Origin of the sequence: Lysinibacillus sp. NPDC097195 (assembly GCF_044762075.1) — a bacterium.
In the GTDB taxonomy this organism is placed as follows: Bacteria; Bacillota; Bacilli; order Bacillales_A; family Planococcaceae; genus Lysinibacillus.
On sequence record NZ_JBIWDP010000001.1, the window covers coordinates 477,380 to 489,500 of the forward strand.

16 protein-coding genes are annotated in these 12,121 nt (G+C 35.8%); 15 read left to right on the top strand and 1 reads right to left on the bottom strand.

The genetic code is table 11. The features are described 5' to 3' along the window. Positions 1 to 176 precede the first annotated feature (176 nt). Positions 177 to 2,003, top strand: a complete 1,827-nt coding sequence (gene lepA, locus ACIQXI_RS02375; RefSeq protein ID WP_402921269.1) for a translation elongation factor 4 — start codon at positions 177 to 179, stop codon at positions 2,001 to 2,003. A gap of 1,198 nt (positions 2,004 to 3,201) precedes the next feature. On the opposite strand, the gene ACIQXI_RS02380 is transcribed toward lepA, so the two are convergent. Beyond that, positions 3,202 to 3,366 (bottom strand): hypothetical protein, encoded by a 165-nt coding sequence (locus ACIQXI_RS02380; RefSeq protein WP_402921272.1) that lies wholly within the window; start codon positions 3,364 to 3,366, stop codon positions 3,202 to 3,204. A gap of 254 nt (positions 3,367 to 3,620) precedes the next feature. On the opposite strand from ACIQXI_RS02380, the gene ACIQXI_RS02385 reads away from it, so the two are divergent. From ACIQXI_RS02385 to ACIQXI_RS02450, 14 genes are all read left to right on the top strand, one after another. Then, complete coding sequence (locus ACIQXI_RS02385; protein WP_402921275.1) at positions 3,621 to 4,013, top strand: VOC family protein; 393 nt, start codon at positions 3,621 to 3,623, stop codon at positions 4,011 to 4,013. Between the two features lie 156 nt (positions 4,014 to 4,169). Continuing rightward, positions 4,170 to 4,808: a DUF2306 domain-containing protein gene (locus ACIQXI_RS02390; protein WP_402921278.1), complete on the top strand. Its 639-nt coding sequence runs from the start codon at positions 4,170 to 4,172 to the stop codon at positions 4,806 to 4,808. Between the two features lie 321 nt (positions 4,809 to 5,129). Continuing rightward, complete coding sequence (locus ACIQXI_RS02395; protein WP_483869715.1) at positions 5,130 to 5,363, top strand: S8 family serine peptidase; 234 nt, start codon at positions 5,130 to 5,132, stop codon at positions 5,361 to 5,363. A gap of 306 nt (positions 5,364 to 5,669) precedes the next feature. Further along, positions 5,670 to 5,855: a hypothetical protein gene (locus tag ACIQXI_RS02400; protein ID WP_402921281.1), complete on the top strand. Its 186-nt coding sequence runs from the start codon at positions 5,670 to 5,672 to the stop codon at positions 5,853 to 5,855. A 136-nt stretch (positions 5,856 to 5,991) separates the two neighbouring features. Next, on the top strand, positions 5,992 to 6,645 hold the full coding sequence (locus ACIQXI_RS02405; RefSeq protein WP_402921284.1) for an SMI1/KNR4 family protein: 654 nt from the start codon (positions 5,992 to 5,994) through the stop codon (positions 6,643 to 6,645). Positions 6,646 to 6,674: 29 nt separating this feature from the next. Next, positions 6,675 to 7,163, top strand: a complete 489-nt coding sequence (locus tag ACIQXI_RS02410; protein ID WP_402921286.1) for a tetratricopeptide repeat protein — start codon at positions 6,675 to 6,677, stop codon at positions 7,161 to 7,163. Positions 7,164 to 7,173: 10 nt separating this feature from the next. Next, positions 7,174 to 7,383: a hypothetical protein gene (locus ACIQXI_RS02415; protein ID WP_402921289.1), complete on the top strand. Its 210-nt coding sequence runs from the start codon at positions 7,174 to 7,176 to the stop codon at positions 7,381 to 7,383. A gap of 37 nt (positions 7,384 to 7,420) precedes the next feature. Further along, complete coding sequence (locus tag ACIQXI_RS02420) at positions 7,421 to 7,759, top strand: cupin domain-containing protein (protein ID WP_402921292.1); 339 nt, start codon at positions 7,421 to 7,423, stop codon at positions 7,757 to 7,759. Positions 7,760 to 7,865: 106 nt separating this feature from the next. After that, positions 7,866 to 8,549, top strand: a complete 684-nt coding sequence (locus ACIQXI_RS02425; RefSeq protein ID WP_402921295.1) for a VOC family protein — start codon at positions 7,866 to 7,868, stop codon at positions 8,547 to 8,549. 82 nt (positions 8,550 to 8,631) lie between these two features. Then, on the top strand, positions 8,632 to 9,045 hold the full coding sequence (locus ACIQXI_RS02430; protein ID WP_402921298.1) for a GNAT family N-acetyltransferase: 414 nt from the start codon (positions 8,632 to 8,634) through the stop codon (positions 9,043 to 9,045). Between the two features lie 228 nt (positions 9,046 to 9,273). Beyond that, the gene (locus ACIQXI_RS02435; protein ID WP_402921301.1) at positions 9,274 to 10,044 is read left to right on the top strand and encodes a formate/nitrite transporter family protein; all 771 of its coding nucleotides are present in this window, start codon (positions 9,274 to 9,276) and stop codon (positions 10,042 to 10,044) included. 2 nt (positions 10,045 to 10,046) lie between these two features. After that, the gene (locus tag ACIQXI_RS02440) at positions 10,047 to 11,072 is read left to right on the top strand and encodes a DUF1835 domain-containing protein (RefSeq protein WP_402921303.1); all 1,026 of its coding nucleotides are present in this window, start codon (positions 10,047 to 10,049) and stop codon (positions 11,070 to 11,072) included. Between the two features lie 130 nt (positions 11,073 to 11,202). Continuing rightward, positions 11,203 to 11,547 carry a hypothetical protein gene (locus ACIQXI_RS02445; protein ID WP_402921306.1) on the top strand — a complete coding sequence of 115 codons (345 nt, stop codon included), beginning with the start codon at positions 11,203 to 11,205 and terminating at the stop codon, positions 11,545 to 11,547. A gap of 69 nt (positions 11,548 to 11,616) precedes the next feature. Beyond that, positions 11,617 to 12,042 carry a GatB/YqeY domain-containing protein gene (locus ACIQXI_RS02450; RefSeq protein ID WP_402921309.1) on the top strand — a complete coding sequence of 142 codons (426 nt, stop codon included), beginning with the start codon at positions 11,617 to 11,619 and terminating at the stop codon, positions 12,040 to 12,042. The last annotated feature ends 79 nt before the right edge of the window (positions 12,043 to 12,121 follow it).

Sequence of the window (12,121 nt, forward strand, 5' to 3'; positions counted from 1 at the left end):
GTACCGTTTTAGGCTGCATTGCCTTGAAATGGTGCTTTTTTTCGCATTGTCTTGCAGAAGATCATAAACATAATTAAGAGTAACCATTGATTTAACAGCATTTATGCCGTTCTAATGTTGTGGTTTGTATATGGTTCATAGTATAATTCATTATAGTTTAATTAGGAGTGGAAGAGATGAACCGAGAAGCACGATTGAAAAGACAAGAGAATATACGAAATTTCTCTATAATTGCACATATTGACCACGGGAAATCAACGCTTGCTGACCGTATTTTAGAGCAAACGAAATCACTGACATCCCGTGAAATGAAAGCACAGCTACTCGACTCAATGGATTTAGAACGTGAGCGAGGCATAACAATTAAGTTAAATGCAGTCCAATTAAAATATGAAGCTAAAGATGGCGAAGTGTATACATTCCATTTAATCGACACACCAGGACATGTCGATTTCACCTATGAAGTATCACGTAGTTTAGCTGCTTGTGAAGGCGCTATTTTAGTTGTGGATGCAGCACAAGGTATTGAAGCGCAAACATTGGCTAACGTTTACTTAGCACTTGATAACGACCTAGAGATTCTGCCTGTTATTAATAAAATTGACTTACCAGCAGCAGATCCAGAACGTGTGCGTCAAGAAGTTGAAGATGTTATCGGTTTAGATGCTTCCGAAGCGGTATTAGCGTCTGCTAAAGCAGGAATCGGCATTGAAGATATTTTAGAGCAAATTGTTGAAAAAGTTCCTGCACCAACAGGTGATCCGGATGCACCATTACAAGCACTTATTTTTGACTCTGTATACGATGCCTATAAAGGGGTAATTATCTCTATTCGTATTATGAATGGTACTGTTAAACCAGGCGATAAAATTCGCATGATGGCGACAGGTGCAGAATTTGATGTTATTGAAGTCGGCGTACATACTCCGAAAAGTGTACCGCAAAGTGAATTAACGGTTGGTGATGTTGGCTACTTAACAGCGTCAATTAAAAACGTAGGTGACACGCGTGTGGGGGATACGGTAACGTTCGCAAGTCGACCAGCAGCTGAGCCTTTAGCGGGTTATCGTCGTTTAAATCCAATGGTGTACTGTGGATTATATCCAATTGATACAGCTAAGTATAATGACTTACGTGATGCCTTAGAAAAATTAGAGTTGAATGACTCAGCATTGCAGTATGAGCCTGAAACGTCACAAGCGTTAGGATTCGGTTTCCGTTGTGGTTTCTTAGGACTTCTTCATATGGAAATCATTCAAGAACGTATTGAACGTGAATTTAACATCGATTTAATTACAACAGCACCATCTGTAATTTACGAAGTGCATATGACAGATGGTACGTCCATAAAAGTTGACAACCCGTCATTTATGCCAGACCCACAAAAGATTGATCGTGTTGAAGAGCCATATGTGAAAGCTACGATTATGGTACCGAATGATTACGTTGGGGCGGTTATGGAACTTTGCCAAATGAAACGTGGTAATTTCATGACAATGGACTATATTGATACATCACGTGTCAGCATTGTTTATGAAATGCCATTAGCTGAAATTGTCTATGACTTTTTCGATTATTTAAAATCGAATACAAAAGGCTATGCATCATTTGACTATGAGCTAATCGGTTACCAGCCTTCAAAACTAGTGAAGATGGATATCCTATTAAATGCTGAGCAAGTCGATGCACTAAGCTTTATCGTTCACCGCGACTTCGCTTATGAACGAGGCAAAATTATCGTAGAAAAACTAAAAGAATTAATTCCACGTCAACAATTCGAAGTACCGATTCAAGCCGCAGTTGGACAAAAAATTGTCGCACGTTCGACGATTAAAGCGATGCGTAAAAACGTATTAGCAAAATGTTACGGCGGAGATATTTCACGTAAACGTAAACTTCTTGATAAACAAAAAGAAGGTAAAAAACGTATGAAACAAGTCGGCTCTGTCGAAGTTCCTCAAGAGGCGTTCATGGCTGTACTGAAGATGGATGATTCGAAGTAATTCAGTAGTGGTAAGGGATTATAAAGTATTTTAATCATGTATTATAGGGTTAAATGGTGGGGCTCCCCACCAATTCCCCACTATAAAAAATACGTTAGTAATTTTTATATATGTTGAGCAAATGAATCAAAGATGTTCGCAGCATCTCTGGCCATTTTCTCAGAGAGGTGGACATAGCGATCTTCTGTAATGGCAGCTCGACTATGTCCTAATCTTTTTGTACTGTTTGTATTGATTGTCCACTTTCAATGAATATCGTTGCATGGAGATGCCTTAAGGGGTAATGAAAAGCAATGCCAAGTTTGTAAAGGGGTGTGTAGTAGTGATGGATGAACAAAAAAAACGAAACACACGTAATGATGACAATAATTGGATACCTGAAAGAAATATGGTTCATGGCTTTACTTTTAAAGGTTTCATATTTTTTATTATTATATTGATAATCGGATCAATAATTAATTACTATTTTTTTTAGAACAAGAGAAATGGCATTCATGTTCAAGGTTCTTTTTTTCACTACTTTTAGTAATTGTTGTATGCGTGTTATTGGAAATTGTTCGATATCCAGCTTTAGATTTAGATGATCTAGGTTGCGATTATGCTTTCCCATTTTCAACTTTAATACCAACTATTTGTTGTTCAACCTTCATTTCTTCAAAATTTATGTATTGCTATCGAGTCCTCAAAGTTCTCCTAAAACTACAATACAAGCCAAAATGAAATAGTATAAAAAAGGACGATTTTCATTTATTGAGCAATTAATACTTCTTAATTTTTTTTTCGATTGGATTTTCAACTCTTCACGACTATAAGCATAACTATGATAATGCTCCCAATAGCTACCTATATAATACCTTCTATTCCAACAATCCTATATAAATACCATCCAACTGTATTAAGTAACTTTATCAATTCTCTTGATGATATTTCTTTCAGCTCCTTTCAAGACTCTTAATGTACACGTGTTATTAATACGTAACCTATTGTTGTTATATTTTATTTACATAAAAAGCCACTCAATTGAGTGACTTTAAAAGTTATCGCTATACCTTTCAGCATGAACTTGTAATTCCGTAGTTGAAGATAATACTAAGTAGTATGCCAGTTTGATGCTTGGTAGCTTTGTATCATTATCTGTTTCTTCTTCGTATTGTGTACAGTTCAATATAAGCATTTATGAGGTTTAGCGAATGTTATTTTATAATGAAGTGGACTTCCCTTTTTTCTCATTCATTATAAGGTCTTCTTCATTGTGTGGGCGAGGGGTTTCGGTATGGCCGCCACGCTCTTTTGTTTTTTTACTATTTGTTTGTTTTGTTGGCATATCTGTAGCAAATTCTGTCTCTTTTTTATCTCTTTTCATTTCGACACCTCCTTACGATATTATTTAACTTATTCCAAAAAATATCCTAGATTATTTCAACAACTTCATCCTTACAAAATTTTTTCTATTCAACTCTTGATCATAAGAAAAATAAGAGCTTCCTATTGCATAGGACTCAGCACTTTGAGCCTTGTCTTTTAATGTCTCTTTTTAATTTCTTAGTGTTTAAAAGAGGGGAATAGTAAAAAATGGCGAAATGATTATTTTGTAATCAATAAATAAGGAGGTAAAGAATGGCGAATCAACCAATAAAAAAAACACCAATAAAAAACCAAATTGGCGGTGTGTTTGTGCCTGTACGTGATCTCGAAAAAGCAAGGCAATGGTACAATAAAATACTCGGTTTAGAAAATGGCGAAATATATTTTGGGCATATTTATACAGCACCGATGAAGGGCTCAGCAAGTTTGCTATTAGATACCATGCCAAAATGGCGAAAAGAAGATAAGGATATACCAACTTATCAAGCACCTTTTATTCAGTTTATAACGAACGATATTGATGCGTCCTATCAATTTATGATTGATAATCAAGTGGAACTTGTGACAGAGATAGAAGATGAATTTTACTTTGTTATAAAAGATCTGGACGGTAATTTGTTAATGATATGTAAAGAGCAAGCTTAATAACGATTTGCTAGGAATGCAAGGCAAGTTATGAATGATAAAACACCTCTTATTGACATTTTTTAACCACTTATAAAGTAATAAAACAAATGTTTAACATCGAATGGTACAGTTAAAACAAAGGAAAATGGGTAATAATTTTTAGGGGACCATGACATGAATAAAAAAACGTGGCTTATATTTACTTGCTTAGCGATGGCTATCGCTGGCTATGCGATTGTTCAATATTTAATAATGGATGCTTATCAAGCAGGCTTTGTTCAATTGAAACTGCTGTTTATCGATACATTGAATTCGCTTTGGTATGCGATGCTTTATATGCATATTGTCTTTAGTGTAATGGCATTAGTAATAGGTCCCTTTACACTAAGCTCAAAGTTTAGAGAAAACAATAGAAAACAGCATCGAATGTTAGGGAAGCTCTATATGTTAGGGATATTATTTGGCAGTGTGTCTGGGCTTTATTTAGCCCTTTATGCAACTGGGGGACTTGTAGCACAACTTGGTTTTAGTGCATTAGCTATATTGTGGATGGTAACGGGTTATCAAGCACTTGTTCATATAAAAGCTCGGCATATTGGTGAACATCAAAAATGGATGATACGTAATTATTCTTTAACGTTCGCTGCTGTCACATTGAGAATTTGGCTATTGCTATTTACTGTATCGTTTGGCTTTGACAATTTTATAATTAGTTATCCGATCATTTCTTGGCTCTGTTGGGTACCGAATCTCATTATAGCGCAATGGATAATTGGGCGAACACGACAAGAAAGAGGCGTCTTAGTTAAATAAGTTAGGATAAAGGCCACTCTATTTTGAAATGCACCCCAATTGTTAGACACAATCTAACAATTGAGGTGCATTATTATATGGTCTTGTAGCAAAAATATAAAGGAAGAAGTTAATTGATAATAATTTTTTACGTAATACTAAAATTATTATTAAAAAAATGGCTAAATTTTATAAAAAAATAAAGTGATTTTACTATTGAATGAGAAATATTCTCAATGATAAATTATTGTTAAAGTCGATGAAGTTTAGCTAAGCTATTGGATGACGTTCGTATTAATAAGTTAAAAGATAGTACTTACTCGATGGCTTCCAAAAACAACGATTAACGCACCCGGTCACGAGATATCCACAATTGACACCAGTGAAATATTAACTAAAACGAGTGGTACATCGCAAGCAACCGCATTAATATCAGGCTATATTGCTCTGTTAAAAGACTATGCACTTTCGAAAAATAAAGAGTTGACCAATAATAATATTATATCGTTACTAAAGTCTATTAATAGTCGAGAATTAACCTATCTACAAGCAATGAAGGAGATAGATTCTTTCTAAAGGGGGCTAGTTGATATGCGAATAAGACCATATCATTATTTAGTAATATTACCAGTCAGTATAAGCTGTTTTGCAGGATATTTAGCTATATCTTCAAATACTAAAACTGTCATTAATTTTCTTGCAGCTTTGCTAGTCATTATTTCTATTCCTTTGAGCTATAAAGATTACAAGGAATGCATGAAGTTAGACCAGGAGTCTAAATCTTGATATGTAAGAAGGATAGTGAAATGATTAACATGGTTCCGCAAAAGGCGGAATGACAGGCGCTGCTACATTTTGTTTTGATTAATGGAGTGATGGCAAGTGGAATTACGTGATATCTTTAGTATACCGATGATAATAAGTCAAATCGTTATTTGGATCTTATGGAGCTTTTTACAGTTGGCATTAGGTAGTGAAGTAAAAGACGTACTTCTCAATCCGTTAAATCCACTTTTTCTGTTTAATTTGATTTTTGGTGTTGTTTATCAGATTAGTCAAGCATATTAAACTACCATATTACAATGGCCGGTTGCACAAAATCGTGTGTAGCTGGTCATTTTTATTGCTGAAAAGTCAGGGGTATTGGAAATTTATACATATAGAACTTACATCTAGTGTATTCTTAAGAAAAGGGGGATTGAGCGTGGATTATCGTATGTTGGAGCATCGAATAACAAATATAGCAGAACGAATGCATGCAATCGATGGACATGTATCGCAAGTGAAAATTGAGGCTGCTGCGTCACCACAACAAATTGCGCAATGTGAAAACAAATTAGGATGCAAGCTTCCTGAAAGTTTTAAACAAGTACTAGTAGCATTTTCATCAGCATTGTACTTTCGTTGGGTTTTTCCTGATAATTTTCAATTAGATGGTGAATTCGATGGAATCTTTAGCGGGATGCTTCACTGGGATTTAGGTTTATTAAAAGAGATTAATGATAATAAAAATGTATGGATTACAAAAGTTTTTTCAGATCCAGACAATGACTACGACAAAGTTTGGCATCGTACATTAGCCTTTTATGAGGTTGGCAATGGAGACTATATTGCATTTGACCTTGTTGAAAACAGTCCGGATGCATGTGTGATTTATTTAAGTCATGATGATGGGCAAGGGCATGGCTATAAGTTAGCAGACAACTTTATTGATTTATTGGACAAATGGTCAAGAATGGCGTTTGTCGGCGGTGAAGATTGGCAGTGGCTTGCATTCACAGCAAATGCGCAAAGTGGTCTTATGCCAGACAGTCAGTGTGCAAAGTCGTTTAGAAGTTTTTTAAAGTTATCTATTTAAGATGTAACACATAAAAGGAGCTACTAATATTGTACGAAGAACAATTAGCAAGGGCTATCCAATTACGAACAGAAAACAAAAAGCAAGCATCCAATCAATTACTTGTACAAATGGTCATGGAATATCCTCATGATGCAGCCGTTAACTACCAGTGCGCATGGAGCTTTGATGTTTTAGGAGAAGAATTAAAAGCAGTTCCCTACTATGAAAAGGCCATTAAGCAAGGGTTATCAGGAGCCGATTTAGAAGGAGCATTCTTGGGCCTTGGCAGTACATATCGAACGTTAGGTGAATATGAAAAATCAAAAAAAATATTATTGCAAGGAATTACATTATTTCCAAGCAATAAAGCGTTGCAAGTGTTCTATGCAATGACTTTATATAATTTACATGAACATCATAAAGCGATGGAACTGTTGTTGCAATGCCTAGTAGATACGACTACGGATGCTGAAATACTTAGTTATCAAAAGGCGATTCATTTCTATGCAACGCAATTAGATAAAGTATGGAAATAGGGGGATCTAGATGACGAAATTTTATATGATGGTGATTGCGAAAAAAACAGACGATTCCCACTGTGACGAAATGAATGAAGATATAGTCTTTGAGAAAAAATCTGAGCTAAAAGAGTATTTGAAAAGTGAAGGTTATTTTAAGGAAACGAAGAATCAATATATTAAAATGGATAATGAAGCGATGTATATAGCGACAGTGGAAAAGATTAAAGTGAAGTGATGGTTTACATAAAATAGCTGTGAATGAGGTGTTGTAGTTGAAAATTAGTAAAGAACATGCCGAACATTATAAATGGGGAAATCAATGTGATGGGTGGCATTTAGTTAAAAATAAACAGTTAAGTGTTATTCATGAACGGATGCCAGCCAATACAGCGGAGGTTTGTCATTATCATCAGCAAGCACAGCAATTCTTTTTTGTACTATCAGGTACGGCGACAATGGACATAGATGGACAACGGATTGTACTACAAGCGAATGAAGGCATTGAAGTCCAAGCGCTGCAGCCGCATCAAATGCGCAATGAATCACTGGAAGATGTAGAGTTTTTGGTCATTTCACAGCCAAATAGTAGAGGAGACCGTCAACCTTTCTAGAGAGCAATATGCATCCCCTATTTTCAAAATGTTCATTCTTTTGCACGAGGTACATGATGTATTTATTTAGTACAGTAAAGGTAATGGCAAAGGGGATGACTTTTAAATGCAAATATCGAAAGTAAAGCTTTACGCACATGATATACATAAAATGAAGGAATTTTACTGTGGCACGCTAGGGTTTACATTATTAGCGGAAGCGGAGCATTTTTTTGAAATGGCTGCAGGGGAAAGTGTTATTCGTTTCGAGTGTATTGATTCTTCCGTTGAAAAGCAATATCATTTTGCGTTCAATATACCAAGTAATTTATTTCAGCAAGCGAAAAATTGGGTGCAAAAGCGTGTAGAAATATTAAGTTTAGAAGAACGGGATGAAATATATTTTAAAACGTTAGATGCCTATTCCTGCTATTTTTATGATCCAGAGGACAATGTAGTAGAATTTATTGCAAGACAGAGAATAAATCCAAAGGTGAATACCGATATATTTTCAATTGACCATATCTTGAATATTGGCGAAATGAATTTAACAACGCATGCAATTCTGTCAGTGGCGGATTGTTTAAAGGACTATAATATTACGCCATTAAAGGATGAAGAAATTCGTATAGATGCGCTTACGTTTATGGGGAATGAGGAAGACGGCGTGCATATATTAATCGGTCCGAGTGAACGTATTTGGTATTTCTCCACTAAAAAAGCAATTGTTAGCCCGATTGTTATTGAAGTGAATCAGCAGTTGCAACTATGCATTCAAGTAAATGGCGAATTTGCTATTTCCCAACAATGAAACGTCACATTATCCTTAATTTATATTGAATAAATAATTTATTTATTGTATATTTATTCAAAATTCAAAATAATATGAGGTGATGATAGTGTATACATTAAGTGAACAGCATCCTTCCTTTGAAGATTATCGAGCATTACATCAAACGACTGGCTGGAATGCCAAGAAGCTTTACACGTATGACCAGTTATATCAAGCCATTTGTAGTAGCTGGTATAGTATTTCAATTTATGATGAGGAAAAATTCATCGGCTATAGCAGAATTATTTCTGATGGTATTTATCAAACATTTATTTGTGATGTAATGGTACATCCCGATTACCAACGACAAGGAATTGGCACAACTGTGATGGAAGCTTTATTGACCCATTGTAAAAATACCGATCTGAAATGGATTCAATTATCCTGTGCAAAGGGCAAACAGTCTTTTTATCAACAGCTTGGATTTACAGAACGAGATCCAGATGCGCCAGGGATGATGTTATTTTATGAGTAATCATTCGCTGATAGAAACGGCCAAATCGCCGGAGAACCTTCCGATAGCAATGAGTAACATTTACAGTCAAAAGTGTTAAATTGATGGCAGTCAATCTAACGCTTTTTTGTATTATGTCCCCAGTGTTTGTATACGGTAATATACCTGAAATGTTCACATTGATAATTTTGGAAAATTATAAAATGCGATATGATGACAGTAGACATGTTTAGTTGGGAGATGAGCGTAGTGAAAGAGACAATTGCTATCGTATGTACGACAGCTAATACAAAAATATCGATGATGAAGAACAGACCTATAAACTATTTATTGCAAGCCATTGCCGGTGGGCTTTTTATTGGCTTTGGCATGTTGTTGATTGTTACAATTGGGGGCTTATTGGATCCTGTTGGTGTCCCAAGTATGAAAGTTGTACAAGGGTTAGCATTTGGTGTAGCACTCAGTATGGTCATGATGGCTGGCGCCAATTTATTTACAGGCGATAATTTTGTTTTAACAGTAAGTACATTAGAGAAAACATCGTCTCCAGCGGAAATGGTCTCGATTTGGTCATTTAGCTATATCGGTAATTTTTTAGGTTCTTTACTTGGAGCTGCTTTATTTTTCTATGCTGGACTAGCTGTTGGAGATACCGCTACATATATTGCAAAAATTGCGGCGTCTAAAATGTCTGCCGGCTTTGTAGCGCTGCTTTGTCGGGGCATTTTATGTAATTTGCTTGTTTGTTTAGCTGTCTGGTGTACATATAAATTGAAAACCGAAATTGCAAAACTAGTTATGATTTTCTGTTGTATCTTTCCTTTTATTACGTCAGGATTTGAGCATAGCGTTGCCAATATGACGCTTTTTAGCCTTGCGCTTTTTATTCCGCATGGTGAGCTTGTAACGTTAGCCGGTGCAGTAGCCAATTTAGTGCCTGTTACAATTGGCAATATAATTGGTGGAGCTATTATCGGTAGTATCTATTGGCTAAATGCAAAGGGTGAAAAGGAGGAGTAGGCATGTTGGAAAATGTCAATCGTTTGAAACGAGCAATACATAAACTGAGTGAAGCGGAAGCAAAATCCATGCTATTTTTTGCATTATTGAATGGTAAGTCGAGTGAAGACATGCAACAACTTATTTTGCAATTAACAGAGAATGAAATGAGTACTGTTAATGCAAAAACAGTTCATATTGTCTTTGGCGATTCACCTGCTGGTAGTTTAAAAGCGGCATTTAAAGATACGGATTATGGAAAGACAGAAGATGTCATTGTGTTGCCTCATAATTTGTCCATTGGGCCCTTACAAGCTATCCAAACAGCATCCGGTGTTGAAGCGCGACTTGAGTGGTTTCGACAACGCTATAATGTAGATGATGATGGACTAGAACATTATGTAACAAAAATGCGAACTGGTATCGGAAAAATAAGCAATCTTTTACCGCAGCAACATATTGTGATTTGGACTTGTCAAAATGCCCCTGAGCAAACAGGGTTGCGCCTTGTGCTGGCTTTGCTAGAAGGCAAAGGCAATACAGTGCGAGTAATCGATACGTTTCAGGCTTTTCATGAGCAAAATATGCACCCACAATTAGAAGACTATCCACGAACTTCAGGTGAAGTAAATGCGGAAAACCTCCTTTATTTTTATGAACAGGATGGAATGAATCAGATAACGTACGAAACAAGACAAGTGTTAAGTCAAGAAGGGAGCTATTTGCTATCAGACGATGACCATATATTACGCACATGGACGGGTAATAAGCTAGTGCACAGCGCGCACGAAAACCGAGATGATGACTTTATTATTACATGTGCCCAGCGTATGTATCACGAAGAAGGTAAGGTGGAATATAAAAAGTCAGCCCGATTAATAGGGGAAGTGATCGGCCATATGCAACAATATACAGGTGATGAATGGATTGAATATCGGTTAAGAACGCTTATTAAGCAAGGTGTTTTTTCCTACCGAGGCGATGTAAAGGCAATGCGTTTTTACGAAGTGAAATTAGCAGACGATTTCTTGACAAATGTAAGTTTTTGATGTTTTGACTTCATAAAAAATGCTAGATAATATAGTATGGAAGAGTTTGTGATACTCCCACAAGCTTAGTAGCATATTAGTGAACACAAAGATTGGCTAAATAAATTATTTTTAAGAAAGGAAGTTGACCGTGAATCCTGATATCAATCAAAATGCGATTCTTCAAGCCATTTTGGAGCTTTCTACACAAGTACAAGGCGTGAAAACAGAGATTCTACAAAAAATCGAGGCGATAGAAACAAGACTAAAATCACTTGGAACAAGACAAGGTTCAGTTGAAACAAAACTAGAATCACTTAAAACAAGAATAGAAAAGAAAATTGAGTCGGTGGAGCAAAAACTACAAAGACAAATCTCCGAAGTTGAAAAAAATCTTTGTGACCAAATAGATAAAGTGGAAACAAAGATGGAAGTGTTAACACTTGAAATATTAGAAACAAAGACCGATGTAAGAATGTTAAAGAAAGCTAAATAAATGGTTTCTGAAGTCATGTTGTGCTAGTATCATTGACAATTAGTGATCAAAATTAAAGGAGCGAGCTTGATGTTAAAAGCAGAAGTATTTGAACAACTGAAAACAGCAATGAAGGAAAAGAATGTGTTAGCCAAAGGTGTGCTAACACTGGTTAAATCTGCATTAGATTTAGCGGAGAAAGAAAAGGGTGACACTTTGACGCCTGATGAGGAAATTGCAATTATTAATCGTGAAGTGAAGCAAACGAATCAAGCATTAGAAGGTGCACAAAATGCTGGTCGAGCTGATTTAATCGAAAAAGAGGAAGCAAAATTAGTACTCTTAAAATCATTCTTGCCTAAACAATTAAACGAAGAGGAAATTGCGAATAAATTACTGGCAGCAGGAGTGACGAAGGGTATGAATATGGGTGAAGCGATGAAAATTGCTAAACCATTATTAAATGGTCAAGCAGAAGGGGCCATGATTTCTAAAGTTGTAAAAAGTTTAATTTAAAAAGGATAGCTGGCGTTTAAATGTCAGCTATCCTTTATTTATTTCATGACTTACTGTTCCTGGGCACCAAGAAACAATT

Excerpts from the sequence above, each read along its gene's own strand:
- ACIQXI_RS02390 (WP_402921278.1), top strand. The coding sequence starts at position 4,170 with ATGAATAAAAAAACGTGGCTTATATTTACTTGCTTAGCGATGGCTATC.
- ACIQXI_RS02415 (WP_402921289.1), top strand. The coding sequence starts at position 7,174 with ATGACGAAATTTTATATGATGGTGATTGCGAAAAAAACAGACGATTCC.
- ACIQXI_RS02425 (WP_402921295.1), top strand. The coding sequence starts at position 7,866 with ATGCAAATATCGAAAGTAAAGCTTTACGCACATGATATACATAAAATG.
- ACIQXI_RS02440 (WP_402921303.1), top strand. The coding sequence starts at position 10,047 with ATGTTGGAAAATGTCAATCGTTTGAAACGAGCAATACATAAACTGAGT.
- ACIQXI_RS02450 (WP_402921309.1), top strand. The coding sequence starts at position 11,617 with ATGTTAAAAGCAGAAGTATTTGAACAACTGAAAACAGCAATGAAGGAA.
- lepA (WP_402921269.1), top strand. The coding sequence starts at position 177 with ATGAACCGAGAAGCACGATTGAAAAGACAAGAGAATATACGAAATTTC.
- ACIQXI_RS02385 (WP_402921275.1), top strand. The coding sequence starts at position 3,621 with ATGGCGAATCAACCAATAAAAAAAACACCAATAAAAAACCAAATTGGC.
- ACIQXI_RS02430 (WP_402921298.1), top strand. The coding sequence starts at position 8,632 with ATGATAGTGTATACATTAAGTGAACAGCATCCTTCCTTTGAAGATTAT.
- ACIQXI_RS02380 (WP_402921272.1), bottom strand. The coding sequence starts at position 3,366 with ATGAAAAGAGATAAAAAAGAGACAGAATTTGCTACAGATATGCCAACA.